This is a genomic window from Flavobacterium panacis, from assembly GCF_024649945.1.
GTDB lineage: Bacteria > Bacteroidota > Bacteroidia > Flavobacteriales > Flavobacteriaceae > Flavobacterium > Flavobacterium panacis.
Map to the genome: position 1 here is coordinate 113,691 of NZ_JANKMS010000008.1, position 26,580 is coordinate 140,270.

The 26,580-nt window shown below is 32.9% G+C and carries 24 protein-coding genes; 15 read left to right on the forward strand and 9 right to left on the reverse strand.

The features are described from left to right. Positions 1–43 precede the first annotated feature (43 nt). Positions 44–3,097 (forward strand): T9SS type A sorting domain-containing protein, encoded by a 3,054-nt coding sequence (locus tag NQQ59_RS17140; RefSeq protein ID WP_186296597.1) that lies wholly within the window; start codon positions 44–46, stop codon positions 3,095–3,097. Between the two features lie 82 nt (positions 3,098–3,179). Here NQQ59_RS17140 and NQQ59_RS17145 read toward each other — a convergent pair whose 3' ends face one another. Both NQQ59_RS17145 and NQQ59_RS17150 read right to left on the reverse strand, forming a co-directional pair. After that, complete coding sequence (locus NQQ59_RS17145) at positions 3,180–4,037, reverse strand: MBL fold metallo-hydrolase (RefSeq protein WP_144216096.1); 858 nt, start codon at positions 4,035–4,037, stop codon at positions 3,180–3,182. A 77-nt stretch (positions 4,038–4,114) separates the two neighbouring features. Beyond that, the gene (locus tag NQQ59_RS17150; RefSeq protein WP_144216098.1) at positions 4,115–5,035 is read right to left on the reverse strand and encodes a hypothetical protein; all 921 of its coding nucleotides are present in this window, start codon (positions 5,033–5,035) and stop codon (positions 4,115–4,117) included. 334 nt (positions 5,036–5,369) lie between these two features. Here NQQ59_RS17150 and NQQ59_RS17155 point away from each other — a divergent pair, with 334 nt between their 5' ends. The 7 genes from NQQ59_RS17155 (at position 5,370) to sufD (ending at position 9,848) form a co-directional block, all read left to right on the forward strand. Continuing rightward, positions 5,370–5,699, forward strand: a complete 330-nt coding sequence (locus NQQ59_RS17155) for a HesB/IscA family protein (RefSeq protein ID WP_012023267.1) — start codon at positions 5,370–5,372, stop codon at positions 5,697–5,699. 83 nt (positions 5,700–5,782) lie between these two features. Beyond that, complete coding sequence (sufB, locus tag NQQ59_RS17160; RefSeq protein WP_144216100.1) at positions 5,783–7,231, forward strand: Fe-S cluster assembly protein SufB; 1,449 nt, start codon at positions 5,783–5,785, stop codon at positions 7,229–7,231. Between the two features lie 15 nt (positions 7,232–7,246). Further along, positions 7,247–7,444: a DUF2683 family protein gene (locus NQQ59_RS17165; RefSeq protein WP_144216102.1), complete on the forward strand. Its 198-nt coding sequence runs from the start codon at positions 7,247–7,249 to the stop codon at positions 7,442–7,444. Then, positions 7,435–7,557 carry a type II toxin-antitoxin system RelE/ParE family toxin gene (locus tag NQQ59_RS17170; RefSeq protein ID WP_257698401.1) on the forward strand — a complete coding sequence of 41 codons (123 nt, stop codon included), beginning with the start codon at positions 7,435–7,437 and terminating at the stop codon, positions 7,555–7,557. Before NQQ59_RS17165 ends, NQQ59_RS17170 begins: the two co-directional genes overlap by 10 nt. Before the next feature lie 3 nt (positions 7,558–7,560). Then, positions 7,561–7,707, forward strand: a complete 147-nt coding sequence (locus NQQ59_RS17175) for a Txe/YoeB family addiction module toxin (RefSeq protein ID WP_257698410.1) — start codon at positions 7,561–7,563, stop codon at positions 7,705–7,707. Between the two features lie 12 nt (positions 7,708–7,719). Next, entirely contained in the window at positions 7,720–8,466 is a 747-nt protein-coding gene (gene sufC, locus NQQ59_RS17180; protein WP_057121683.1) for a Fe-S cluster assembly ATPase SufC, read from the forward strand. A 65-nt stretch (positions 8,467–8,531) separates the two neighbouring features. After that, positions 8,532–9,848 (forward strand): Fe-S cluster assembly protein SufD, encoded by a 1,317-nt coding sequence (gene sufD / locus NQQ59_RS17185; protein WP_144216103.1) that lies wholly within the window; start codon positions 8,532–8,534, stop codon positions 9,846–9,848. Between the two features lie 122 nt (positions 9,849–9,970). Here the strand turns inward: sufD and NQQ59_RS17190 are convergent, their stop codons facing one another. Next, a complete protein-coding gene (locus NQQ59_RS17190) occupies positions 9,971–11,320 on the reverse strand; it encodes a serine hydrolase domain-containing protein (RefSeq protein ID WP_144216105.1) in 1,350 nt (449 codons plus the stop codon). Between the two features lie 219 nt (positions 11,321–11,539). Here NQQ59_RS17190 and NQQ59_RS17195 point away from each other — a divergent pair, with 219 nt between their 5' ends. The 6 genes from NQQ59_RS17195 to NQQ59_RS17220 all read left to right on the forward strand — a co-directional run bounded on the left by NQQ59_RS17195 (position 11,540) and on the right by NQQ59_RS17220 (position 15,758). Beyond that, positions 11,540–12,754 (forward strand): aminotransferase class V-fold PLP-dependent enzyme, encoded by a 1,215-nt coding sequence (locus NQQ59_RS17195; RefSeq protein WP_144216107.1) that lies wholly within the window; start codon positions 11,540–11,542, stop codon positions 12,752–12,754. An 11-nt stretch (positions 12,755–12,765) separates the two neighbouring features. Further along, positions 12,766–13,191: a hypothetical protein gene (locus tag NQQ59_RS17200; protein ID WP_144216109.1), complete on the forward strand. Its 426-nt coding sequence runs from the start codon at positions 12,766–12,768 to the stop codon at positions 13,189–13,191. 2 nt (positions 13,192–13,193) lie between these two features. Further along, the gene (locus NQQ59_RS17205) at positions 13,194–13,619 is read left to right on the forward strand and encodes a SufE family protein (protein WP_012023259.1); all 426 of its coding nucleotides are present in this window, start codon (positions 13,194–13,196) and stop codon (positions 13,617–13,619) included. 145 nt (positions 13,620–13,764) lie between these two features. After that, the gene (locus NQQ59_RS17210) at positions 13,765–14,088 is read left to right on the forward strand and encodes an SUF system Fe-S cluster assembly protein (protein WP_012023258.1); all 324 of its coding nucleotides are present in this window, start codon (positions 13,765–13,767) and stop codon (positions 14,086–14,088) included. Between the two features lie 132 nt (positions 14,089–14,220). Beyond that, positions 14,221–14,730: a DUF2480 family protein gene (locus NQQ59_RS17215; protein WP_073413414.1), complete on the forward strand. Its 510-nt coding sequence runs from the start codon at positions 14,221–14,223 to the stop codon at positions 14,728–14,730. A gap of 77 nt (positions 14,731–14,807) precedes the next feature. After that, a complete protein-coding gene (locus NQQ59_RS17220; RefSeq protein ID WP_144216111.1) occupies positions 14,808–15,758 on the forward strand; it encodes a DUF3078 domain-containing protein in 951 nt (316 codons plus the stop codon). A gap of 68 nt (positions 15,759–15,826) precedes the next feature. On the opposite strand, the gene NQQ59_RS17225 is transcribed toward NQQ59_RS17220, so the two are convergent. Then, on the reverse strand, positions 15,827–16,954 hold the full coding sequence (locus NQQ59_RS17225; protein WP_144216113.1) for a hypothetical protein: 1,128 nt from the start codon (positions 16,952–16,954) through the stop codon (positions 15,827–15,829). Between the two features lie 137 nt (positions 16,955–17,091). On the opposite strand from NQQ59_RS17225, the gene NQQ59_RS17230 reads away from it, so the two are divergent. After that, complete coding sequence (locus NQQ59_RS17230; protein WP_144216115.1) at positions 17,092–18,363, forward strand: hypothetical protein; 1,272 nt, start codon at positions 17,092–17,094, stop codon at positions 18,361–18,363. 75 nt (positions 18,364–18,438) lie between these two features. Here NQQ59_RS17230 and hflX read toward each other — a convergent pair whose 3' ends face one another. From hflX to NQQ59_RS17255, 5 genes are all read right to left on the reverse strand, one after another. Next, positions 18,439–19,668, reverse strand: a complete 1,230-nt coding sequence (gene hflX, locus NQQ59_RS17235; RefSeq protein ID WP_144216117.1) for a GTPase HflX — start codon at positions 19,666–19,668, stop codon at positions 18,439–18,441. Positions 19,669–19,836: 168 nt separating this feature from the next. Next, positions 19,837–20,694 carry a hypothetical protein gene (locus tag NQQ59_RS17240; protein WP_144216119.1) on the reverse strand — a complete coding sequence of 286 codons (858 nt, stop codon included), beginning with the start codon at positions 20,692–20,694 and terminating at the stop codon, positions 19,837–19,839. A 136-nt stretch (positions 20,695–20,830) separates the two neighbouring features. After that, on the reverse strand, positions 20,831–22,180 hold the full coding sequence (locus NQQ59_RS17245) for a DUF5689 domain-containing protein (protein WP_144216121.1): 1,350 nt from the start codon (positions 22,178–22,180) through the stop codon (positions 20,831–20,833). Between the two features lie 17 nt (positions 22,181–22,197). Next, complete coding sequence (locus NQQ59_RS17250; protein WP_144216123.1) at positions 22,198–25,017, reverse strand: carboxypeptidase-like regulatory domain-containing protein; 2,820 nt, start codon at positions 25,015–25,017, stop codon at positions 22,198–22,200. Positions 25,018–25,220: 203 nt separating this feature from the next. Further along, the gene (locus NQQ59_RS17255) at positions 25,221–26,441 is read right to left on the reverse strand and encodes an MFS transporter (RefSeq protein WP_144216125.1); all 1,221 of its coding nucleotides are present in this window, start codon (positions 26,439–26,441) and stop codon (positions 25,221–25,223) included. Positions 26,442–26,580: the final 139 nt, after the last annotated feature.

Below are 26,580 nucleotides of genomic sequence, written 5' to 3' on the forward strand. Positions count from 1 at the left end.
TTTTTTTTACAAAAAATTATTTACAATATTTCAAAAATCAAATATGAAAACAAAACTACTCTTCTTGCTATTACTAGCAAATTTCTCGATTTATGCACAAACCAATTTAGTTCCAAATGGGGAATTTGAAAAGTGGACAAGCCCCACAGTATTGCTCGATTGGACAACTCAAAACAATGTTACACAAAACACTACAGAGTATTGGGAAGGATTTAATAGCGCGAAATTATCTTTTACAAGCAGTGCTTCGATTCCAAAAATTACAACACAAGTTCCTTTAAAAGCTGGAATTACTTATGTTGTTAAATTCAAATACAAATATTTAAGCAGCAATTATAACAGTTCCCATCCAATTGTCTTAAACATTAGTAAAAACGGAAGTTCTACAACACTTTCTAATAGTATCTTTGCTAAAGACAATAACTGGACAACAGTTGAAACTACTTTTACACCAGATCAAAATTTATCTTATGATTTAAGTATTTCTTTAAATACTATTGACAACATCGGATTTAACGCAAATATCGATCATGTACAGGTTTATGCTAAAGGAACAGAGCAATATACCCTTATTCCTGATTTGAATTTTGAAAAAAGCTTGATAGCTCTTGGTATCGACTCAGGTACAACAGACGGAAAAGTTTTAACATCTAACATTTCTACACTAACTTCTTTGAATATATCTGGAAATGGTAATGATCTCATTAAAGACTTAACTGGAATTGAAGATTTCAAGGCGTTAACATTACTAATTTGTCAATATCAACGATTGACGACTTTAAATCTAACTAAAAATACCGCTTTAGTTATTTTAAATTGCCAGAACAACTTACTGACAAGTTTGAATATTTCTAAAAATCCAGCTTTAACTACTATTATTTGTAATAATAATAGCCTAACCAATCTTGATATTTCTGAAAAATTAGGCTTGACCAATTTACAATGTGGATCTAATAAATTAACAAGTCTTGATATTTCAAAAAATACTGCCTTAATCACTTTAAAGTGTGAAAAAAACTTACTAACAAGTATTGATGTTACAAAACATACTGCATTAATCACTTTAGATTGTTCAAAGAACTTACTAACAAATCTGGATGCTTCAAAAAACACAGCTTTGACATCTTTATATTGTCAAGACAACTCTCTAACCAGTGTAAATATAAAAAATGGAAACAATAAGGCTTTTTACTGGAATTTTATTCATCATTTAAGCTTTTATGGGAATAAAGATTTGAAATGTATCACCGTAGATGATCCGGTCTATTCAAGTAAAAATTGGGCGGGAAACAGAGAATATGAGTCTACATTTGCTTTAGCTTGTGATGGGCAGTACACCGCTATCCCCGATCCAAATTTTGAACAACATATTATAGATCTAGGGCTAGATTCAGGTAAACTCGATGGAAAAGTACTAACAGCAAACATTTCTACCCTGAAGACTTTATCTGTATTTGCAAGAAATATCTCGGATCTGACAGGAATTGAGGATTTTACTGCATTAACTTCCTTATCTTGTAATAGTAATAAGTTGTCTTCGTTAGATATTTCAAAAAATATTGCTTTAACAGAATTACGTTGCTCAGATAATCCTCAATTAAGTTCTCTGAATGTTTCTAACAATGTTAATTTAAACTATTTATATTGTGATAATTTAAACCTAAAAACTTTAAACCTAAAGAATAATTTGAAACTGATTGAACTCAAATGCAGCAACAATTATTTGACCTCTTTAGAAATTCCTCATAATCCTGATTTTACTTATCTCGATTGTTCTTTTAATCGATTATCAAATCTGGATGTTTCTAAAAATTTTAAACTCAATTATCTTGATTGTTCATATAATAAAATAATTGCTCTTGATCTTTCAGAAAATTATTTATTAACTACTCTTAGATGTAGCAAAAACAATCTATTTAACCTGAATTTGAGAAGTGGAAACAACGTAATAATGAAGATCCACAACCTTGGTAGCAATCCTAATTTAAAATGCATCAGCGTCGACAAGGAAACTGTCAATAACTCTCTTTGGGAGACTTCTAAAGATCCAAAAGCTTCTTACTATAATGGAGTTTGTTCTGAAAATATTCCTTATACTCTTATCCCTGATCCTTCTTTTGAAGAAAAATTAATAGCATTAGGAATTGATACCGATGGTAAGAATGGAAAAGTACTTACTTCTAACATTGTTTATGTCGAAACCTTAGATGTTGCTTCTAGCAATATTTCAAATTTAAAAGGAATTGAAGATTTTACATCTCTAACTTACTTAGATTGCGGTTCAAATAAAATTAACTCACCCGATTTTTCAGAAAATATCCTCTTAACCACTTTATATTACTCCAAGAATTCTGCAAAAACTTTAAATCTGTCTAAGAATGAATTTTTAACTTTTTTAGATTGCAACACAAATGAATTAACCCGCCTCGATCTCTCTACAAATAGAGCTTTGACATATTTAAATTTGAGTAAAAACTCTTTTACTACTTTTGATGTTACCAAAAATACAGCTTTGCAAACTTTCAATTGTACAAATAATAAATTGACAAATTTGGATGTAGCAAAAAATCTTTCTTTAACCACCTTTTATTGCAACGACAATTTATTAGAAGGTTTAGATATTTCTAAAAATACTGCCATCAATACATTTAACTGTTATAATAATAAGATGACGAATTTGAATTTAAAAAATGGAAATAACAAAAATTTTAATCTGACTGATTCTAATTTTACAAACAATCCTCTCCTTACTTGCATAAACGTAGACGACGAAAATTATTCAAATAAAAATTGGTCGGGTAAAAAAGATGCGAAAGCAGTTTATTCTTCAAATTGTACCGCTTTAGGTGTTGAAGATTCTGTTTTTGATAAAGCGGTAGTGTATCCGAATCCTACAAAGGGTGAAGTAAACATCAATAATATTACTTTAGAAAAAGCAACTGTTTATAACGCATTAGGACAATTGGTAAAAACATTTGTTTTTGATAATGGTGAGACCAATAATACTATTGATTTAGCTGGTTTGCCAAAAGGTGTTTATTATGTCTATTTAATTAATGGAGATGCCGCTTCTGCGAAAAAAATAATTGTAGAATAAACAAAAAACACAATTTAGTTCAATTAAAAAATCCCATTTTCAAAACCGAAAATGGGATTTTTTATATGATTTCTTTTTTCGTTTAAAAAATTTCTTCGCAAGTAAAAACCTCTTTTAAGCGAACACCTTTTTCAGTATGCTCAACGGTTATAATCTGATTGTGTGCATCATGTTCCAAGAACAAATAATGATTTTGATCTGCCGCTGCGTTTAAAAATTTTGATTTTTCAGGCATGGTCAGCAAAGGTCTTGTATCATATCCCATAACATATGGAAGTGGAATATGTCCAGCTGTAGCCAATAAATCGGCACAAAAAACAATGGTTTTATCTTGGTATTTGATATACGGAATCATTTGTTTTTCGGTATGGCCGTCAACGTAATAGATGTCAAAATTTAGTTCTTTCGAAAAACCAAAATCAGATTCTGGTCTTTCAGCAAAATTCAGTTGCCCGCTTTCTTGCATGGGCAAAATATTCTCAGACAAAAAAGAAGCTTTTTCTCTGGCATTTGGTTTTGTCGCCCATTCCCAATGATTTTCATTGGTCCAGAATTTTGCATTTTTAAAAGCGGGTTCATAACCCGTTTTATCCGAATTCCATTGAACACTCCCACCACAATGATCAAAATGCAGATGTGTCATAAAAACATCTGTAATATCATCTCGATGAAAACCATATTTTGCTAGTGATTTATCTAAAGAATGTGAACCCCAAAGGGAATAATAACCAAAGAATTTCTCAGATTGTTTATCGCCCATTCCGGTATCTATTAAAATTAAACGATTGCCGTCTTCAATTAATAGGCAACGCGCAGCAATATCAATAAGATTATTGGCATCGGCAGGATTGGTTTTATTCCAAATCGTTTTAGGAACAACGCCAAACATGGCACCTCCATCTAACTTAAAATTTCCGGATTCTATTGGGTAAAGTTTCATGAGAATGATTTTCTAAAAAAACAAAGCTAGAAAATTCAAACTCCTTTTGCTAAAATTTAAGGTTAAAAACTTTCAGATTATTCTAATGTAATCGAAGTACTTCCCATTATTTCCTGTTTATCAAAATAATTCACAAAATAAGTTCCCTTCTTAAACTTATCTGCATTTAAAATTCCGTAAGCGTTTAAAGATTTCCCCTGAAAATCCGTACTAACGATAAAACTGTAAACCAAAGCCTTATCATTCCCAAATTCAATTAGTTTATTGTCTCCCAAAACAGTGTTCTTTTGATCTAAAACCTGAACATAAAAAACTCTTTTACCCGTTTTGGCAACACCATTTCCATTGACTGTAAAACTAACTTTAAGTTTTTTTGTGTTCTTTGCTTTCGTTGTTTCCAATTCTGTCCCTGAACTTTTTTCACGAAGTGCAATCACTTTAAAGGTGCTCAAATAAAGTTTTGATGCATCTTTCAAAGTAGACTCTAATTTCTTTTGTTTTAAAATTAAAGTATCATTTTCAGCCTTTTGTTTGTACATAACCACATTTTGGCTTTCAATTTCAGTCAGTAGGTTTTTATTCTGAGATTTTAGTTTTTTAATCTCCATCATTTTATTCTCTAATGACAATTTTGAATCTGAAAGCTGTGACCTAAACACCTTAAGCTGAGCCAATGATGGATTTTGAGAAGCCTGAATAATCTCCATCAAGTTTTGAACATTCTTACGTTCTAGTTCCAACTGCTCAGAAAGTGCTGTTTTTTCCTGAATCGCAACATCATAAGCTGCTTTTAATGTAATCAATGAATCTAAGATGTTTTTTTGATCACTTGTTTCTTTATTTTCAGTCGAGATTTCTTTAGCAATACTTTCTTTTTTAATCTCATTTTCATTCTCATTCATCTCACTGCTAAAAACCAATACCGAAGCACCTACTCCTAAAACAAAAATTAATGCAAACAAGGGTTTAAACCACTTAATATTATTTTGTTTTTTCATAATTACTCACAATTTTTCGCAAAATTACCAATTAAATATTCCTGAGAATGAGTATAAATACTTGTTTTTTAACATTTAGGAGCGATATTTGCAATTTCAAAGAGACAAAAAATATTTTTTTCTAATTTTCAGTCTCTTTTTCAGGTTTGCTTTTATTAAAATAAGTAATATCTATTTTAACATTTGTTATAATAATGTGAACCGTTATGGAAAAAGGTTTTTAAGTCGTATCTTTGCAGACAATTTCTATTTAACATTGAAAACTAGCGTTTTAAATCTGTACTAAATTCAGTACAGAATCAAAATGCTCATTAAAAACAAACATCTAAGAACAATGATAAAAGTTTCAGATACTGCCAAAAAGAAAATCATCGACTTGATGACTGATGATGGTTTTGACGCCGCAAGCGACTACGTAAGAGTAGGTGTGAAAAGCGGTGGATGCTCTGGTTTGTCTTACGATTTAAAATTTGACAAAACCAAAGGAGAAGACGACAAAATATTCGTTGACAACGATATACAAATTGCTGTTGAGAAAAAATCATTCCTTTATTTAGCCGGAACAATTTTAGAATTCTCTGGAGGATTAAACGGAAAAGGATTTGTTTTCAATAATCCTAACGCAAGCAGAACTTGCGGATGTGGAGAATCATTTTCTTTATAGTCAAAAACTAAAAGTCAAAGGCCTTAAAAACCTTTGACTTCAAATTTGGACTTTAAAATTTTAAGACAACATTAAAAAATATAATGAGCAAATACACCGAAGACGATTTAAAAATCGAACTGGAAACTAAAGAATATGAGTACGGATTTTATACCAATATAGAATCTGAGACTTTTCCTATTGGCTTAAACGAAGAGATTGTAAGAGCTATTTCGCTTAAAAAAGAAGAACCTGAATGGATGACTGAATGGCGTATCGAAGCTTTCCGCGCTTGGAAAGAAATGATCGAGCCAGAATGGGCAAACGTAAATTACGAAAAACCAGACTTTCAGGCCATATCCTATTATTCAGCTCCAAAAACGGTAGATCCTAATAAAACTTTGGACGATGTAGATCCAGAATTATTAGAGATGTACAAAAAGTTAGGAATCTCTGTAGACGAACAGAAAAAAATGAACAATATCGCTATGGATATCGTAGTCGATTCTGTTTCTGTTGCTACCACTTTCAAGAAAACTTTAGCAGAAAAAGGAATTATTTTCTGTCCAATTTCTGAAGCAATCAAAGAACATCCAGAATTAGTTAAAAAATATTTAGGTACTGTTGTTCCTCAGAAAGATAACTTTTATGCTGCGCTAAACTCAGCTGTTTTCTCTGACGGAAGTTTCTGTTATATTCCAAAAGGCGTAAAATGTCCGATGGAACTTTCAACGTATTTCAGAATCAACCAAGCAGGAACTGGACAATTCGAAAGAACGCTGGTGATTGCTGATGAAGGAAGTTACGTTTCTTATCTTGAAGGATGTACAGCGCCAAGTCGTGACGAAAATCAATTACACGCTGCTGTAGTGGAACTAATCGCTTTGGATGATGCCGAAATTAAATATTCAACAGTTCAAAACTGGTTCCCTGGAAATAAAGAAGGAAAAGGTGGAGTTTACAACTTTGTAACGAAAAGAGGTTTATGCGAAACTAACGCTAAAATTTCTTGGACACAAGTTGAAACAGGTTCTGCTGTAACTTGGAAATATCCTTCTTGTGTATTGAAAGGAGATAATTCAGTAGGAGAATTTTATTCTATTGCTGTAACAAATAATTTCCAACAAGCAGATACTGGAACAAAAATGATCCATTTAGGTAAAAACACTAAATCGACTATTATTTCTAAAGGTATTTCAGCTGGAAAATCACAAAATAGCTACCGTGGTTTAGTGCAAATCTCTCCAAGAGCAGAGAATGCAAGAAACTTTTCGCAATGTGACTCGTTATTAATGGGTAACAATTGTGGTGCGCATACTTTCCCTTACATCGAAAGTAAAAATCCATCTGCAAAAATCGAGCACGAAGCAACTACAAGTAAAATTGGAGAAGACCAAGTATTTTATTGCAACCAAAGAGGTATTCCAACTGAAAAAGCGATTGCCTTAATTGTAAACGGTTTCAGTAAAGATGTCTTGAACAAACTTCCAATGGAATTTGCTGTTGAAGCTCAAAAATTATTAGAGATTTCTTTAGAAGGTTCTGTAGGATAATTTAAATCAAAAATTATGGATCTAATCTTGAAAAATGTAAAGAAAAAAGATTTTCCGGTTTTAAAATCACTGGCAAAATCTCTTGGTTTTGAAATTATTGAAGAGAAAGAAAAGCCATATAATCCTGAATTTGTAAAAGAGATTTTGGATGCCGAACAAAGTATAAAAGATGGTAAAGGAGTTAAAATAAAAACAGAAGATTTGTGGAAGTAATTTATTCTGAAAAAGCGCAAAAAGACAGAGAGTTTTGGAAAAAATCTGGAAATAAAGCGATCATGAATAAAATTACTGCCTTGATTCAAGACATACAACTTCATCCATATTAAGGTATCGGAAAACCTGAACCTTTAAAATATGAATTATCTGGAAAATGGTCTAGAGGAATAAACCAAGAGCATCGGATAATTTACAGAGTAACTGAAGAAGATACAATCGAAATATTAGATATCCTTTCATTGAAAGGACATTATGAATAAACAAAGAAAACAATGTTATCAATAAAAAACCTTCACGCCGCGATTGGTGATAAAGAAATCCTTAAGGGAATTAATATAGAAGTTAAAGCTGGAGAAGTTCACGCGATAATGGGACCAAACGGTTCTGGAAAAAGTACACTTTCTGCTGTTATTGCAGGAAACGAAAACTACGAAGTTACAGACGGAGAGGTAATTCTTGACGGAGAAGATCTTGCTGATTTAGCTCCAGAAGAAAGAGCACACAAAGGTGTTTTCCTTTCTTTTCAATATCCGGTAGAAATTCCTGGAGTTAGTGTAACTAACTTTATGAAAACTGCTATCAACGAAACTCGTAAAGCAAACGGACAGGAAGAAATGCCTGCAAACGAAATGCTGAAAGTGATTCGTGAGAAATCTGAATTGTTAGAAATCGACCGTAAATTTTTATCTCGTTCTTTAAATGAAGGTTTTTCTGGAGGAGAGAAAAAAAGAAACGAGATTTTCCAAATGGCAATGTTAGAGCCAAAATTGGCTATTCTTGACGAAACCGATTCTGGCCTTGACATCGATGCTTTAAGAATTGTTGCAAATGGTGTAAACAAATTAAAAAGCGAGAAAAACGCAATTATCGTAATTACACACTACCAACGTTTATTAGATTATATCGTTCCAGATTTCGTTCACGTTCTTTACAACGGAAGAATCGTAAAATCAGGCGGAAAAGAATTGGCTTACGAGCTTGAGGAAAAAGGATACGATTGGATTAAAGCAGAAAACTAGTTTACAGTTACAGTTTACAGTTTATCAAACTCATAACTTATAACTCATAACTTATAACTAAAGAAATGGATTTAAAAGAAAAATTAGTATCGTCTTTTATGGCTTTTGAAGAGCGTGTTGATGTGCATTCAGACTTGCATGACATCCGTACAAATGCTATAAAAAACTTCGAAAATAAAGGCTTCCCAACCAAAAAGGAAGAAGCTTGGAAATACACATCGCTAAATGCCATCTTAAAAAATGACTTTACGGTTTTTCCAAAGCAGGAAAGTGCAATCGAATTCAATCAGGTAAAAAAATACTTTTTACACGAAATTGACACCTATAAATTAGTTTTTATTGATGGTGTTTTCAGTTCGCATTTGTCTTCTACAACACACGACGGAATCGATGTTTGCTTGATGTCTTCTGCATTAACCAAACCAAAATATAAAATGGTTATTGATACTTACTTTAATCAAATTGCAAGTAAAGATGATAGTTTGACTTCATTGAATACTGCTTTTGCGATTGAAGGTGCTTTTATCAATATTCCAAAGAAAAAAGTGGCAGACAAACCAATTGAGATCATGTATTTCTCAACTGGGAATGAAGCAGCATTAATGGTTCAGCCAAGAAATTTGGTTATTGTGGGTGAAAATTCACATGTTCAAATTATAGAGCGTCACCAAAGTTTGAACGAAAATCCAGTTTTAACAAATTCTGTTACGGAGATTTTCGCTCAAAAACGTGCGATTGTTGATTATTACAAAATTCAAAACGACAATAGCGAAGCAAACTTAGTTGACAACACTTACGTTTCTCAACAACAAGAAAGCCACGCTTCTGTTCATACTTTCTCATTCGGAGGAAACCTTACTCGTAACAACTTAAACTTTTACCATTTTGGAGAAAGATTGACAAGTACGCTGAACGGAATTTCTATTTTGAATGACAAACAACACGTTGATCATTATACATTGGTAAACCACGCACAACCAAACTGCGAAAGTTTCCAAGATTATAAAGGAATTTTCTCTGATCGTTCGACAGGAGTTTTCAACGGAAAAGTTTTGGTTGAGAAAGAAGCTCAAAAAACAAATGCTTTTCAAAAAAGCAACAACATTTTATTGAGCGATAAAGCTACAATCAATGCAAAACCGCAATTGGAGATTTTTGCTGATGACGTAAAATGTTCTCACGGATGTACGGTTGGACAGCTTGATGAAACAGCAATGTTCTACATGCAGTCTCGCGGAATCCCGAAAAAAGAAGCTAAAGCTTTATTGATGTACGCATTCTCAAATGCCGTAATCGAAAGCATTAAAATACCAGAATTAAAACAAAGAATTACTAAAATCATTGCCATGAAATTGGGCGTGAATTTAGGATTTGATTTGTAGTCGAGGTTTTACCGCAAAGACACAAAGGTTACGCAAAGTTCGCAAGGTTTTTTATTAAGACTTTGCGAACTTTGCGTTTTTTACTTAGCTCCCGATAGCTATCGGGATTGCGGTTAAAAATTTTATTTCCCTACAGAAGCAATCACTTCTTTCAAAAACCCATTAAAATCAAATCCCGGTTCTTCTTCTCGCACTCCCATTCTCACGATCACCATATCTTTTGATGGGATAATCGCTACCATTTGACCTTGGTAACCACTGCAGTAAAACATATCACGAGGAACATCTGGGAATTTTCCGCCTGCGTTTAACCAAAATTGAGCCCCATATTTTCCTTCAGAAGTATTGGTTGGAGTTGCCGTGTATTTTACCCAGCTTTCGTCAAGAATTTGTTCGCCATTCCAATTTCCTTTATGCAGATATAATAATCCAAATTTCGACCAGTCGCGTGGTGTTGCCCATCCGTAAGATGATCCAACAAAAGTTCCGCTCATGTCTTGTTCTACAATCATCGAATTCATTCCGATTTTGTCGATTACGGCGCTGTACCAAAAATCAAGATATTCTTGTTGCGTCTTGAATTGTCTTCTTAAAATCAGAGACAATAAATTGGTTGTTCCTGAAGAATAATTCCAATGTGTATTGGGCTTGAATTGTGCTGGTTTCTCTAATTGTACTTTTCCCATATCTTCGGCCTGGAAAAGCATTTTTGTAGCATCGCAGATTGTGCTGTAATTCTCTTCCCATTCTAAACCAGAATTCATGTGAAGCAAATCGTTTAGCGTAATATTTTTACGTTCATCATTTTTCCATTCTGCAACTGGGGCAGGTTTGTAAATATCGATTTTTCCTTGTTTTGCCAAAACGCCAAAAGCAGAACTTGTGATACTTTTTGTCATCGACCAACCTAAAATTTTACTGTCTTTGTTAAATCCTGTATCGTATTTTTCAGCGATTAAATGATCCTTATATAAAACTACAACGGCACGGGTTCTTTTTATTCTTCCGCCAGTTTTATCAAAAGCATTGTCAGCCGCTTTCTTTAATTTTGAATAATCAACATTTGAAAATGAAGTGTCTTTTGGTTCTTTATTTCCATACGGAAAAGGAAGATTGTTTTCTAGTTTCGTTCTTTTTGGAAGTAAATACGGTTTCGAAACATCAAAATCATCATTAATCAAAGTTGCTCCAAGACCTTCACGGTAAATCGCTTTTCTCTCCTTCAATCCATAAACCGAAGCAACTGCAAATTTTCCAGCGTCATCAATTGAGTTTTTCGCCAAATCAATCATTTTAATATCATTGTCGGTTTTCTCAATTAAATCTAATGGACGATTATCCAAAAAATGTCCAGATGCAACACTTTTAGCTGAAAAACCAGAAATCAAATCGAGCTTCGGATAAGTCGTAAATCCGAAATATAAAAAAGCAAGAACCAAAACAAGCAGAAGTACTTTTAGAAATTTTTTCATAATGATTAGATATTTTTACTGCAATATAAATAATTTATGTTCACGATTTTAAGCATCAAATTAGAAAACTGTTTCAGATAATTCAGAAAACCGAATTGATTTTTACGGAATCAGCATTTACGGCTTCAAACAATGGCATCATAAAAGGAAATTATAGAATTGCTGTATAAACAAATTTAGTTTTAGTACTTTTGTAAATAGATTTTTTCTAAATAAGACATGCTAGATATTCAAAAAATAAGAGCTGATTTCCCAATACTTTCTCAAACTGTAAACGGAAAGCCATTAGTATATTTCGACAACGGAGCTACTTCGCAAAAACCACAAGTTGTAATTGATGCCGAAGTAAAATATTATCAAGAAATCAACGCCAATATTCACCGTGGCGTTCACACTTTAAGCCAGTTAGCAACTGATGCTTACGAGATTGCTCGTGGAAAAGTAAAAGACCACATCAATGCAAAACATGCTCACGAAGTCCTTTTTACATCAGGAACTACACATGGAATTAACTTAGTTGCAAACGGCTTTGCTTCTATTTTAAAACCTGGCGATGAAGTGGTTGTTTCTTCTTTGGAACATCACAGCAACATTGTGCCTTGGCAAATGTTATGCGAGAAAACTGGAGCGATTTTAAAAGTTATTCCTATCAATGACAACGGAGAATTGATCATGGAAGAATTTGATAAACTGCTTTCAGATAAAACTAAAATCGTTACTGTAAATCATATTTCAAACGCATTGGGAATCATTAACCCAATCAAATACATAATTGACAAAGCTCACGCTGTCGGTTCTGCTGTTTTAATTGACGGTGCGCAAGCAGTTCCGCATTTAAAACCAGATGTTCAGGAATTAGATTGTGATTTTTATGCTTTTTCAGGTCATAAAATGTGCGGTCCAACCGGAACTGGAATTCTTTACGGAAAAGAAGCTTGGTTAAACAAACTTCCTCCTTATCAAGGTGGTGGCGAAATGATCAAAGAAGTTACTTTCGAGAAAACAACTTATGCCGATCTTCCGCATAAATTTGAAGCTGGAACTCCAAATATCGCAGGCGGAATTGTATTAGGAACTGCAATTGATTACTTAAACGAAGTTGGTTTCGAAAATATTCAACAATACGAACACGAACTTTTAGAGCACGCTACAAAACGTTTATCTGAAATTGAAGGCATCAGAATCTACGGAACTGGAAAAAATAAAGCTTCTGTAGTTTCGTTTAATATTGATGGAATTCATCCGTATGATGTTGGTTCTATTATAGATAAATTAGGAATTGCAGTTAGAACAGGACATCATTGTGCACAACCCATCATGAATTTCTTCTGTATTCCTGGAACAATTCGTGCTTCGTTTTCTTTCTACAACACAAAAGAAGAAATTGACGCAATGGTTGAAGCTGTGAAAAAAGCACAGATCATGTTAAGCTAAAAACGAAACGTATGAGAATACTATCATTATTGCTTGTAACGCTTTTTATTGCAACAGGATGCTGCAGTCAAAAAAAGGTAGATATGAAATCGACTCAAATTGAATACTCTGCAATGTCTAGAGGATATTACAAAAGTATTGTTGTTGAAGACAAAACGGTTTCGGTTATTAAAGAGCGTAATGCTGAGGCTGCAAAAAGCAATATTGATGATGCAAAATGGAACGAGATTGTTGCTGCTTATTCAAAAGTAAATTTAGAAAGTCTTTCCTCTTTAAAGGCTCCGACTGACAAACGTACTTATGATGGTGCAGCAATTGGAAATTTAAAAATAGTAAAAGACGGAAAAACCTATGAAACTCCAGGTTTCGACAATGGTTTTCCACCAAAAGAAATCGAAAAACTAGTAAATTTATTAGTTGATTTTTCTAAAGAATAATTATGACGATAAAAGAAATACAAGACGAGATAATAGACGAATTTTCAATGTTCGATGACTGGATGCAGCGTTATGAGTATATCATCGAACTAGGAAAAAGTCTTCCGTTAATCAAAGAAGAATACAAAACTGATGATAATTTGATCAAAGGTTGTCAGTCAAAAGTTTGGTTACAAGGAGAACAAAACGACGATAAAATTGTGTTTACTGCGGATAGCGATGCTATTTTAACTAAAGGAATAATCGCGATTTTAATTCGTGCTTTCTCAAATCAAAAAGCAAAAGATATTCTGGAAGCTGACACAGATTTTATTGACGAAATCGGATTAAAAGAACATTTATCTGCGACACGTGCCAACGGTTTGGTTTCGATGATTAAAAACATCAAAATGTACGCTTTGGCTTTTGATGCAAAAAACAAAAATTAAAATTATTAAACCATTAAGGCATTAAGTTTCATAAAGCTTTGAGCTTAATTTTCTTAGAAATTAAAAGAGAATTAAGCATATAGCTAAGCACGCAAGCAAAACTTAATTCTCTTAATCTCTTAATGGTAAAAAACTAAATACAAAAATGGAACAAGAAATAGACACAAACGAATTAGGAGAATCAATCGTAAGAGTTTTAAAAGGCATTTACGATCCTGAGATTCCTGTAGATATTTACGAATTAGGATTAATTTACGACGTAATGGTAAACACAGATTACGAAGTAAAAATCCTTATGACATTGACTTCTCCAAACTGCCCAGTTGCAGAAAGTTTGCCAAGAGAAGTGGAAGAAAAAGTAAAAACAATCGAAAACATCAAAGATGTAGACGTTGAGATTACTTTCGATCCGCCTTGGAGCAAAGATTTAATGAGCGAAGAAGCGAAATTAGAATTAGGAATGCTTTAAAAAGTTTTCAGTTTTCAATCGCAGTGTTCAGTACTGCAACTGGAAAAGAAAAAAAATATAAATACTTTAAGTACAGTTTTCAGTCACAGTTAAATACTGAGACTGAAAACCGCGACTGAAAACTTAAAAAAAATGGAAGAAATCATCAATAAAGTTGCCAATAGCGCCTTAGAAGTTTTTGATTTAGAGGATTATTATCCAAAAGGAATGCGTGTGCAAATTGACATTTCGCAGTGGCTTTTGGAAGGATTTTTATTGAAAGAAAAAGACTTTAGAGAACATCTTAAAAATCACGACTGGTCGCAATATCAAGATCAATATGTAGCCGTACATTGCAGTACAGATGCTATTATTCCCGCATGGGCTTTAATCTTGGTTAGCGTTCATTTGGCTCCTTTTGCTAAAAAAGTAGTCAACGGAACCATCGAAGATTTAGATGCAAGTCTTTACGAAGAAATCTTAAGTAAAATCGATTATTCTGCTTATCAAGGTAAACCTGTAATTGTAAAAGGTTGCTCCAGAAAACCAGTTCCGATGCGTGCTTACATTTTGGCAACAAACTACTTACAGCCGTTTGCAAGAAGCATCATGTATGGCGAAGCATGTTCTGCTGTTCCTTTGTACAAAGAATCTAAGAAATAACCTGCAATTACAAACAATTTATCCCTTGGTTTTCCGTTGGTTTTAGTATATTTGATAATACACTTAAACTAAATACCATGAGAAAGATCCTCTTATTACTCTTCGTTTTAGCAAATCTTACTTTCACTCAAGCTCAAAATACTGAAAAAGAACTAGCTCAAAATACCGAAAAGGCAGTAAAAAAAATTAATGACACTATTGAAAAAGAAGGCTGGAAAGCAAAAGGAACCGTATCACTTTTACTAAATCAATCGAGCTTTAACAACTGGATTGCTGGTGGTGAGGACAGTTTCTCAGGAACATTAGGAATCAATTACGATTTCAACTATAAAAAAGACGATGTAACTTGGGATAATAAAGTTTTGGCATCTTATGGTTTATTACAAACTAAAAACACTGATTTTAGCAAAAAAACCGATGACCGCTTAGAATTCAATTCTATTCTTGGTAAACGAGCTTTTGGCGAATGGTACTACTCTTTCTTTCTGAATTTCAGAACTCAGTTTACAACGGGTTACGTTTATGGTAAAGATGCAAACGGAAAAGAAATTAGAACCGAAAACACCAAATTTATGTCACCAGGATATCTAACAACAGGTCCTGGTATTTATTGGTCTAAAGATGAAAATCTGAAAGTAAACTTTGCGCCACTGACTTCAAAATTTACTTTTGTTGACAATGCCTACACTTCAGGTCTTGATCAAAATACAGGACTGCCTTATGTTGATGGTTCTTATTTTGGTGTAGATGCTAATAAATCGATGCGTTATGAGCTTGGTTTTTATGCTTCTGTATATTACAAATTAGCCATTATGACTAACGTAACTGCAGAAAATACACTGAATTTATATTCTAATTATTTAGAAGATCCACAAAACGTAGACATCAATTATTCATTGAACATCATTATGAAAGTAAACAAATTCCTTTCTGCTAATTTAGCTTTCCAAGCTATTTATGATGATAATGCTTTTAAAGGTCTTCAGACTAGAGAAGTATTTGGTTTAGGAGTGAATTTCGGTTTTTAATCCTTAAAAATATAAAAAGGGCTGTTCAGTATTTTATTGAACAGCCCTTTTTTATTTTGAATCAACAATTACAATGACGGATTGTGTCTTGTTCTTATTTGTGCAGCATCAAATTTTTCAATTAATTTTTTTGCACTTGAAATCAAATCTTTTCCATCTCCTTTGTCATAATCATTTGCAATTAAACCTTCACCTTCTTTTATTGTTTTTTCAGGCTGATCTAAGTACAAGTAGATTTTACCTAAATTGTAATAAGCTGAATATCTAATTTTTCTACTTCCTTTATTATCTTCTTTGTATTTTGTTTTTAAAGACTCAAAATACTCAATCAAAGGTTCTAGATCGGCTGCTAACTTATCAATTGGTTGATCTGCTTTCATAGTAGCAAACTGTGTTTTAACAGCTTCAATTGCTTCTTTTTGTATCGCTCCTTCTTCTTCTTTAGAATCCATGATCCATAATTGTTCTTGAAAACTAATTGGTCTGAATCCATAGTTATAATTCAACTGAGTATTAGCCGAACTAATTGCCTTATCAACATATTCTCTTAATCTCTTATCAAAATTTACTCCTCTGTTTTTTGCATTTTCTTTTTCAAGAAATCCTTGACTGGAATTTTCAGGAGACTTGTATACATAAGCATCAGAAAAATTGAATTTCAAAGTATTTCCAGTTGGTGCGTCATTTGCCGGAGCTTCCTGGTTGGTGCTTTTCAAAAATCTATTAGCTGGTTTTGCTGGCGCTTCAACTGGTGCTGCTGCCACTGCTTTTGCTACCGCTGGTGCATTAACAATTGCATATCCTTTACCTCTATAAGTGGTAACAAGAGTATACATATTGTACGATTTAATTACTTTTCCATCTTTATCTTTCTCTTCTACTTTTCTGGTTTCTACCGTTGTACCTTCTTCGTAGAAATCTGCTAAATTAAGATCTACAGTAAGATCAGCATTCCCTTCAACTTTTTTCCATCCATAAATGTTAAGTTGATTGTTTAAAACTCTTGCGCTTGGAAACAAGTTCGAAATTGGTCCATCTGTAATAATATTTGTCGCATAAGTTCTCTGCTCTAACGGAACAATCGTCTTTGGAAGCTCCTGATAACTGACATTAAAATAATAGCGATCTAAATCTACCTTTTGGGCAAAAGATACATAAGAACAAAATAAAAGACCTAGTAGGGTAATTTTCTTCATAGTTAATTTGAGTTTATAATTGGGTTTATTTTAAGAAAACATTGATTTTTTTTTATTAGAATTTTGTTTACAAAAATATAATTATTTTAATTCAAAAATATTATTTTTAGCGCCTCAACAATAAACATTTTATTTACATGACTCAAATCAAATCTACATTGCTGTGTCTGTTGTTTTCTGTAGCAATAATTGCTCAAAAAACAGATACTGAAACTAAAAAATTCACTATTCCTGTTCCAAAATCGGAGTATTTTAATGCTATCAAAAAATACAATATCGTTATTCAGGGTATTGATAAATGGAACAGATCAAGAGATTTTCTTCCAAATGAAACCTTTCAAAAGGACATCACTCTTGACAAATACAAAAATGACAAGCAAATTGATTCTATCAATCCTGATTTAAAGATTTTGGTGGGTTACAATCCTTCAAAATATCTAGCTGATGCAACAGGACGCCCAAGTGTGAGTGGAGATCTTCATTTTTTAATTTTAGGTAAAAACAATGAAATTATCACAATGGCTAATGTTAATCGAACAATTCCATTAGACAGAGTTAAAGGACGTACACAGGAAACTGAAATGGCAAATGCTTTATGCCAACAAGCTTACGATTTATTAGACGGATATTTGATCACAAAAAACGAAGTTGAATTAACATTCAATTATGGAGTTTTCGAAAAATGTGAAGCTTTTCCTGAATTAGTAGAATTTAATACTAAAACTCAAGAATTACTGACTAAGCTTCAGGCATTATCATTTGAAGACAAGTACTTAGATGATATGGAAACTTACTACAAAGGTTTTACGGGAAAAACATTTGGAAAAATTAAAGACAAAGACCTTAATAAAATTATCTATTTGAATTTAAGTTTAATCGAAATCTTTAAAGTTAATTTACCAAAAGCAGAAGAATATTTAGCTGTAGCTAAAGAAGGAGCTGGACTTTTGAGTATGTGGCCAGATAATGCTAAAAAGAATCTTCAAATTTTAGGATTTATTAATCAAAATGAATTCAAGCACAAAATAGAAACTATAACTTCTAGAACTGCGTACGCTGTTATATTATCAGGAACTGCATACTACAAAAAGAAAGTTTTTACAGGAACTTTTGAATTCACAAGATTCAAACCAGCTTCAAGTGGCGGTGGCAGCATTGTTAGTCTGGATTCTTACTCTCCAGCTATCGCAATTTATGAAGGTACTGACAAAGCGGGTTATGTTTGGCCAAACGGTAATCAGTTTAGCGTGAAAACTACTGATGGAAAAGAAATCTCTTTTAAGAAATACAGAGGAGAACTTATCATGGTAGAAAAAATTGCAGATGGAACTTTCAAACCTTACGAAAGCGAATCTGATGATGTCTACACTTCTCCAGACGGTGAAAAATTAGAATTGAAAAAAGCATAATTTTCCATTCAAATACAAATAAAAAAAATCCCAAAATTTAATTTTTGGGATTTTTTCGCTTTATAAAATAGTCGTTTATTCTTCGTCTTTTTCTACCGCATCCTTATAATCTGGATACAAGAAATTGTTGTAAGGAAAACGTGTAATATGAATCTGTCGAACCGCTTCATATACTGTTTCTCTAAACTCTTCAAAATTCTCTTTATTTCTTGCCGAAATAAACAAGGCATTGTTTTCTCCAACATTACTCATCCAGGTTTGTTTCCATTCGTCAAGTGTGTAATGTTTACGAGTTCTTTCGGTAATCAAATCATCTTCGTCAATAATAAGATGACGGTAAGCATCGATTTTATTAAAAACCATAATAGTTGGTTTGTCGTTGCTTTTTATTTCCTGCAAAGTCTTGTTTACAGATTCAATATGATCTTCAAAATCTGGGTGCGAAATATCTACAACGTGTAAAAGTAAATCTGCCTCGCGAACCTCATCTAATGTACTTTTGAAAGAATCTACCAATTGCGTTGGTAATTTTCTAATAAAACCAACCGTATCAGAAAGTAAAAAAGGCAGGTTTTTGATTACCACTTTTCGAACTGTTGTATCCAGAGTTGCAAACAATTTGTTCTCAACAAAAACATCACTTTTCCCGATTGCATTCATCAAAGTTGATTTTCCAACGTTTGTGTAACCAACCAAAGCCACACGAACCATTGCACCGCGATTACTACGCTGAATGCTCATTTGCTTGTCAATCGTTTTGATTTTATCTTTAAGCAACGAAATTCGATCACGTACAATACGTCTATCTGTTTCAATCTCTGTTTCTCCAGGACCACGCATACCAATACCTCCTTTTTGACGCTCAAGGTGCGTCCATAAACCAGAAAGTCTTGGTAATAAATATTGACACTGCGCCAACTCTACCTGAGTTCTTGCGTATGAAGTTTCGGCTCTCTGAGCAAAAATATCCAGAATTAAGTTGGTTCTATCTAAGATTTTACAATCAATAATTCTTGAAATATTTTTTTGCTGAGAAGGTGTTAACTCATCGTCAAAGATTACGGTTGATATTTTATTTTCTTTTACAAAAAGATTAATGTCATCTATTTTTCCTGTACCCACAAAAGTTTTCGGATTTGGGCGTTCCATCTTTTGCGAAAAGCGTTTAATAACCTCACCACCAGCGGTAAAAGTTAAAAACTCTAATTCGTCTAAATATTCATTTAGTTTCTCTTCACTTTGATTTTGAGTAACAATACCAACAATTACTGTTCTCTCAAAATTTATAACTTCTTTTTCTAACATAGTCTTGAATAAGCTGCAAATTTAATGATTTGTAAGCTACAATCAATTATACAATTTGGTTTTTAAATTTATATCTGAATGTTCTTCAAAAAATCATAAAAAAAATGGAATTCTGCCAAGTTTACCTCAACAAAATTCCACCTCTGAATGGGTCTTATTTAAAAACGCTTATTCGTAAATAAACGTTTTTTCTGTTTTTACAATTCCATTTTCTTCAATTTGAGAGCATGAAATTGGAAAGTTTAATTTGTTGTATTTGTATTTTCTGCTTACTGCAACTAAAGCTGTTGAAGATGGACTGAAATTCATTTCATTATTATAAGAGATTGCTTCAAAAGCAAATTCTTCTTCGTGATATGAAATCATTGGTACAATTACTTTGTAATTATCACCAAACAGACTTTGAACAATCAATTGATCTGCCGATTTTTTATCATCGTAAGTAAAGGTTTTTGAAATTTTATCTCCAACTAATCCTTTGTGTTTGGACACATTATCGTTTACATAAACGTATTCTAATTTTCCAATAATCGCTTTGTTTCTATCGCGCGAAGTACGTCTTACAATGATTCCATTTTCCACAAGATATTCAATATCATCTACTAAATTCTGGTGATTAGTGCTCTTTTTTGTTGTTACTTTTACTCGAGCACCTTCATACATAAACGAAACTGTTTTTGTAATGTAATTTGGTCCTTCCTGATATTTCTTTACAAATTTGGTAATGTTGTTATCAGCGTTGTAGGTATAATTTATAACTTCTTTCCAGTCACTTCCAATTTTATCTTTTACGGTCATATCCAACAAACCATTTTTGTTGTAATAAAAGTGCTGCACTACGTCTGAAGTTGTAATTGTTTGAAGTTTACCCTCTTTAAAGACCATTGTTTTATTTACAATTTCACCGTCTTTAGAGTTTTGATAATTTGTTTTTACAATGTTGATCTGCTTTAGTCTAACATTATCTTGACTATGCATCAAGAATGGAAACACCATCAGTATGATGGCAATAAAGTAGGTTTTCATGTGATATTTGTATTGATTTGGGATGACCAAAATACAAAATTCAATTAAATTTTAAGGATTAGAAGTACAAAAACTACAAACTTTTCAATAAAATGATAAAAACCAACAGATTAATTTACGTTTTAAAGATTCAATTTCACTTTTCTCCAAATATCTTAATATCATCAACCATAAAAGCGCCGTTTAATGTTTTGTCTTTTCCAGAACCGATGTATTTAAATCCTATGGATATATTTCCTGAATATGCCGAAAGATCAATTCCGCCCGAACTTATAAATTGACGGGAAGGAGTAGAAAGCGATGGAACTTTTGCTTCGAGTTTTGTCCATTTTGCTTTGGTTACGCTTGAACCGTCAAAATTGGTTGAGACGTAAACTTCCAGCGTATTTAATGGCGAGTCCAATTTTAAATCATGTTGTGCACTTCTAAAAGAAAGCACCACGTTTTTGTACCCACTTAAGTTTATTTTTGGAGTAACAAGCCAAGCAATATTTTCGGCAGCTGTTGTGCTTGTGGTATTAAACTCCGCATAACCATTGCCAGAATACACCATGCTTTTCCATAGTTTTGCAGCCTTTTCTACAATATTACTCCAACCAGGAAGTGCAAAATTGACATTGTTTGTAACTGACTGAAAATCTTCTGAAAAGAACGGAGTGTTTCTTTTCCCATTCATGACAACATCACTTTCAGATCGAATCATTAATTGATAATCGGATCCGAATTTGGTTAAAACTCCGCGAACTTTTCCGCTTCCCTCAGGAACAAAATGATCTGCGAATTTTGCATAACTGCTCGATCTAAAAATAACCTGATTTCCTGTTTTATCTCTCAGATACCAATTTGTAGAACCGCCAACATTATTAGATTCTTCAAAATAGTGACGCCCTAAAGCAGCTTCAGTAAATTCTACATCATTTAATTCTATTAAAGTGTTCAATTTACTGTCATTGAGTGCTTCTTCTATGGAAAGTGACTGTACTAACAAATTTTCGTCAATTATGGTACACGAAGCATTGAGGACATTTTTATATTCATTTTGAGAAATTCTTCCAATAGTTGGATCTCCAGAATTACTTACATACAAACTCCCAATTCTTAAACCTCCATAATACAAATCTGTAAACTGATTTTTAAGTTTGACATAAACTTTATTTCCTGGTCGATAATCAATATAAGTATTTGAAGCATCAATCGGAACACTAAAACCAATTGCAGGTATATTAGGTTTTGCTTCTGTTTGAAAGGAAATTGTTTTGAAAAAATTTCCTTCTTCATCGCTTGAAACCACATAAGCTTCAATTATATCATCGTACAAATATTGTTTAGCGACATTACCTGAAAGCTCCTGCACTTTTTCAACGGTTTTGTTTACTACTAAATCAGGTTGAGTACAGATTAATTTTGGTGTTTCAGTTTCATTATTACAACTGCTAATTCCTATTAGTACAACTACAAGAAATGAATTTAAAAATGTGTTTTTCATGACAATTCAATTTTGATTTATAAACCAATTGTGAGATTTAAAAAATAAGTTCTACCGTATCCGTAATAATATTTTGAACCAAATGATGGAGTTCCGCTTGAAACATCCTGATTTAAGACTCTAAAATTGGCATTCCTTGCTTGTTCAAATCCGCCAGTTTTATAGATTGTATTCATAACATTATTTATGCTTGCAAAAAGTCCGATGTATCTTTTATGGATTCGCCAAGATTTTCCTCCATTAATATTCAGCAATGTTACAGGAGCAAACTGTTCTTGTTTTAAAAGTTCATTTCCTCTCTCAGAAGTGGCTTCTGGAAACGGAAAAGAATTTGCAGGATTGATATAGAATTGAGAGGTTCTGGAAATAGGTGAAACATCAATATAGTTTTCCGCCAAATAATTGATATTAGCACCAATCCACCAAAATTTAGAATCACGATATTCCAAGCCAAAAGAATAAGCCTTTTGAGGAGTTCCGGGCTGTTTGTAATTTTTAAGATAGGCTTGTCCAAAATCAAAAGTAGTAGCTTTGTTATCTTTTGATAGATTTGCATCATTTGTAATCATCACATTCGGATTACTGTTGTATACATAATTTCCCCACGCGACAGCTAAAGTCGTTTTTAACGTTGATGTAATTTGATAGTCACAACTTAGTTCTGCGCCAGTATTTTTCTTGTCTAAATGTGTAAGGGTCTGACTCACGAAAGCATCTGTCGCATCATAACCAGCTCCATTATCAAAAATTCCTTCGGCATAGAAAAAGGAAATTTTAGACGTATTTTTAATCAATGCATAATAAGCCGTTAGTCGCAATTTTAGCTTAGACGAACGGTAAACATAATTAGCATCGGCACTGGAAATATTTTCGCTTTCAATCCCGTCTACTATCGAATTATTTAATCTTGAATTTGAGAATGTATTCCGAAGTGACGGCGCTCTTGTCAAATGCGCCGCATTAAAAAACAACAATTGTTTTCCTGAAATTTTATAAGTGAACCCGCCCTTAAAACCAAAATTTTCAAAATTTACTTTTTGGCTCTTTCCTAAAGAAGTAGTAGGATAAAGTCCGTTTTGATACAATCCTTCTCTCTGATAATCCGACATAGAATACGATTGTGCCAAATAAAATTCTGTCTTGTTATAGCTAAATTTGAATTGTGTAAAAGCATCTAAAGTATTGGCCAGAAAATTATAATTGTATCCATAAGTATCTCCTTTTTGCACTTTTCTATCTGGATGCAACAAATCGGATTGCGATAAGTTTCCTTTGTAAAATGGATCAATATCTTCGAAATATTCTCCGCCTAAAAGATCCAATAAATATTGAAAATTATGGGATTTTAATTTCTTAAGAGTAAAACCTCCATCAAAAGAAATAGTAGGCGTAATCTGTATGTTCAAAGTTGAGTTTACCACAAAAGTCTTGTCATCTGTTCTATCTTCATACAAAACATAATGGCTTTTTGAGGCTTCGTAACCATTTTCAGTTGGTTTTTGATTGGCAAAATACATGGAATTCCAATCTATTTGAGAATGGGTCAAAAAAGCCGTTTTATTTTTCTCAGCATTTTCATAATCTGGTGTAAAATCACCTGAAAATTCTCCCTGATCTTTCGCATAAAGCGAACTAAAATAACTCGGCATTTTTCTATAATAAACCGGATCAGGACTATCTGCATTTTGATAATCAATGTTGCTGTTTCCTACTTTTCCAAATTGATACGAAACACTCGAATTCAGATTTGCTTTGTCATTAATTTTTAAATAATGATTGAGCATCAATAAAGGTTCTTGAACATTTTTAGTTCTTGCATTCCGTTTTTTTCCATTCTGAAATCCCCAATACGAATTGTACTTTTCGCCCATCAGATTGGTAACTTCGCTTGTATTTGCCGAATTTTTTCCACGTGAATTTGGAGTATAAAATCCTGTGAAATTCAATGAGTTTTTATTGTTTAATTTCTTTTCAACACTAATAAAAAAAGAATCTGCGTCAAAATTGGTTCCTTCAAAATAACCTTCATTGGCCCATCTTTTTCCTGCAGAAATCACATAAGCCCAACCAGAAGAATTCATTCCCGAAGCTTCAGTAGCCACTGCGCGCCAACTATAAGATGCATTACTGCCAGAAAATGTAAGTGACATTCCTTTTCTATATAATGAAGCTCTTGTAGAAATTTGCTGTGTTCCTAAAATTCCGCCAAAAGTATAATTGGAAACAGCTGTACCAATTGAAAATTCCTGATTTCGAAGCACATTATTCAAACCTCCCCAGTTGTTCCATTGTGGTCTGCCATCGTAGATTTTATTCATGGTCATTCCATTGAGCATCATGGTTCCGTTTTCACTGTCTAAACCTCGAACTCTGAAACGGGCTTGCCCCCAATTGAATGCTGCAGTTTTCATAAACGCATCTCTTGAAGATTGCAACATACCTGATGTCATTTCTGAAGAACTGTTATCGTCAGAAAAATCATTGTCTGATAGAGTGATTAATGCAGCGGGAACTTCATCTGAATAAGTGTCTTCTAATTGTAAAATTCCAAGATCTATATTTTGTCCTGAATTGGATTTTACTTTCAAAAGAAAATCTTTATACCCTTGACTTCTCAGCAAAAGTAAATCTTCTTTTTGGGGAAATATATGAAGTTCAAATTTCCCTGTTTTTGATGTGAGTTGCATCACAGCGGTATTCTGTATGGTTACCACTACATTTTCCAGCGGATTTTGCGTTCGGGCATCAATAACAATTCCTGAAACCGTAATTTCTTTTTGTGAAAAACCAAAATTAAAAAACCATACAATAAAGAAGACTGTGTATTTTTTTACCATCAAAAAGCCAATTTACTTTGAAAATTAGTTTTGGATTCTAATCCTTAATTCAAAAGATAAAATTGGTTTTTGGAAAGAGAGTTTTACTTTAAGCAGCTCAACTCTATATTCAAAAATAAACAAAATATTTAATTATAGGTAAATTCTTTCAAATTTATTTTAATCTAATGTGAAGTTATGAAAAGTGTTAATACAAAATAGATTTAAGCAGAAGTTCTAATTTTAGAAACCATAAAAGCAATCAGAACTCCAAAAATTCCGATAAAAGCAAAAGAAAATTGCAATCCGAAACTTTGTGCAATATGTCCAATTACTGGAGGTCCCATCAAAAAACCTAAGAAACTAACACTTGAAACGATCGTTAAGGCTTCTCCTGGTGGCACTGTTGGATTTTTTCCTGCAATGCTATAAACAGTAGGAACAATAGTTGCAACTCCTAAACCAACAAACATAAAAGCAATCGTACATGGAATAATATAAGGAAGAAAAACAGCGGTAAAAAGTCCTGCTGAAATCATCACACCACTGATTTGCATGACGCGTTCACGTCCAAATTTATTGATTAATCCGTCTCCTAAAAATCTTCCGCTGGCCATCATAATCATAAAAGAAGTATAACCTAAAACTACTAAAGGTCCTGGCGCTTTCACGATATCTTTAAAGAAAACTCCGCTCCAATCAAACATTACTCCTTCACTTGCCATACTGCAAAATCCGATAACTCCCAACCAAAGCAAAGCCGAATCTGGTTTTACAAATAGTTTTTTTCCTTCTGGTTTTGCTTTTGCTTTTTCTTTAGCTCTCACCAAAAATTTGAAATTAAGCGCCACCATAATCAAAACGATTCCTGCCACAATCATAAAATGATGCAACGGACTTAATTTTAAAGCCAGCATTCCTAAACCTACCAATGCTCCTGTGAATCCTGCAAAACTCCACATTCCGTGAAAAGACGACATGATTGTTTTTTTGAATAAAACTTCGGTATAAACGCCTTGTGTATTTACAGCGATATTGGCAAGATTTCCGAAAACACCAAACAAAAATAATCCGAGAGATAATTGCAATGATGTTGTTGCGAGACCTAAATTAATTAAGCAGAAAACGTACATTATTAAAGAGAAAATCAAAATACGATGGCTTCCAAATTTGGTGACCATTTTTCCTGAAAACGGCATAACAATAAGCTGCCCAACCGGAAGTGCAAAAAGTATTGAACCCAAGTCTCCTTCGGTTAAATGCAATGCAGTTTTTATATCTGGAATTCTGCTGGCCCATGTGGCAAAACTTAATCCCATTCCGAAATAAAACATTCCAACGGCTAATCGAATTCGGTTTAAATAAGAAGCTTTTGCCTCTCTAAATACTTTTTTGATTTTTCCTTTGGTTTGAAAAAGCGCTAACGGGTTAAAATTTATCAGCATATTGAATTTTTATAGAATGTTGATCAAAAATACTAAAAACGCGTGGTAAAGTACATAAAGCTTAAAGTTATACACAACATACAACGTTATTGTTTATAAATTGAAAGGTTATTATTTCAAATCTTCTTATTAAAATTAC

Bases quoted from the DNA above. Each gene is read 5' to 3' on its own strand.
- NQQ59_RS17210 (WP_012023258.1), top strand. From the start codon at position 13,765: ATGGAACAAGAAATAGACACAAACGAATTAGGAGAATCAATCGTAAGA.
- NQQ59_RS17155 (WP_012023267.1), top strand. From the start codon at position 5,370: ATGATAAAAGTTTCAGATACTGCCAAAAAGAAAATCATCGACTTGATG.
- NQQ59_RS17245 (WP_144216121.1), bottom strand. From the start codon at position 22,180: ATGAAAAACACATTTTTAAATTCATTTCTTGTAGTTGTACTAATAGGA.
- sufD (WP_144216103.1), top strand. From the start codon at position 8,532: ATGGATTTAAAAGAAAAATTAGTATCGTCTTTTATGGCTTTTGAAGAG.
- NQQ59_RS17140 (WP_186296597.1), top strand. From the start codon at position 44: ATGAAAACAAAACTACTCTTCTTGCTATTACTAGCAAATTTCTCGATT.
- hflX (WP_144216117.1), bottom strand. From the start codon at position 19,668: ATGTTAGAAAAAGAAGTTATAAATTTTGAGAGAACAGTAATTGTTGGT.
- NQQ59_RS17230 (WP_144216115.1), top strand. From the start codon at position 17,092: ATGACTCAAATCAAATCTACATTGCTGTGTCTGTTGTTTTCTGTAGCA.
- NQQ59_RS17150 (WP_144216098.1), bottom strand. From the start codon at position 5,035: ATGAAAAAACAAAATAATATTAAGTGGTTTAAACCCTTGTTTGCATTA.
- NQQ59_RS17255 (WP_144216125.1), bottom strand. From the start codon at position 26,441: ATGCTGATAAATTTTAACCCGTTAGCGCTTTTTCAAACCAAAGGAAAA.
- NQQ59_RS17190 (WP_144216105.1), bottom strand. From the start codon at position 11,320: ATGAAAAAATTTCTAAAAGTACTTCTGCTTGTTTTGGTTCTTGCTTTT.
- sufB (WP_144216100.1), top strand. From the start codon at position 5,783: ATGAGCAAATACACCGAAGACGATTTAAAAATCGAACTGGAAACTAAA.
- NQQ59_RS17220 (WP_144216111.1), top strand. From the start codon at position 14,808: ATGAGAAAGATCCTCTTATTACTCTTCGTTTTAGCAAATCTTACTTTC.
- NQQ59_RS17165 (WP_144216102.1), top strand. From the start codon at position 7,247: ATGGATCTAATCTTGAAAAATGTAAAGAAAAAAGATTTTCCGGTTTTA.
- NQQ59_RS17145 (WP_144216096.1), bottom strand. From the start codon at position 4,037: ATGAAACTTTACCCAATAGAATCCGGAAATTTTAAGTTAGATGGAGGT.
- NQQ59_RS17205 (WP_012023259.1), top strand. From the start codon at position 13,194: ATGACGATAAAAGAAATACAAGACGAGATAATAGACGAATTTTCAATG.
- NQQ59_RS17195 (WP_144216107.1), top strand. From the start codon at position 11,540: ATGCTAGATATTCAAAAAATAAGAGCTGATTTCCCAATACTTTCTCAA.
- sufC (WP_057121683.1), top strand. From the start codon at position 7,720: ATGTTATCAATAAAAAACCTTCACGCCGCGATTGGTGATAAAGAAATC.
- NQQ59_RS17250 (WP_144216123.1), bottom strand. From the start codon at position 25,017: ATGGTAAAAAAATACACAGTCTTCTTTATTGTATGGTTTTTTAATTTT.
- NQQ59_RS17200 (WP_144216109.1), top strand. From the start codon at position 12,766: ATGAGAATACTATCATTATTGCTTGTAACGCTTTTTATTGCAACAGGA.
- NQQ59_RS17240 (WP_144216119.1), bottom strand. From the start codon at position 20,694: ATGAAAACCTACTTTATTGCCATCATACTGATGGTGTTTCCATTCTTG.
- NQQ59_RS17215 (WP_073413414.1), top strand. From the start codon at position 14,221: ATGGAAGAAATCATCAATAAAGTTGCCAATAGCGCCTTAGAAGTTTTT.
- NQQ59_RS17225 (WP_144216113.1), bottom strand. From the start codon at position 16,954: ATGAAGAAAATTACCCTACTAGGTCTTTTATTTTGTTCTTATGTATCT.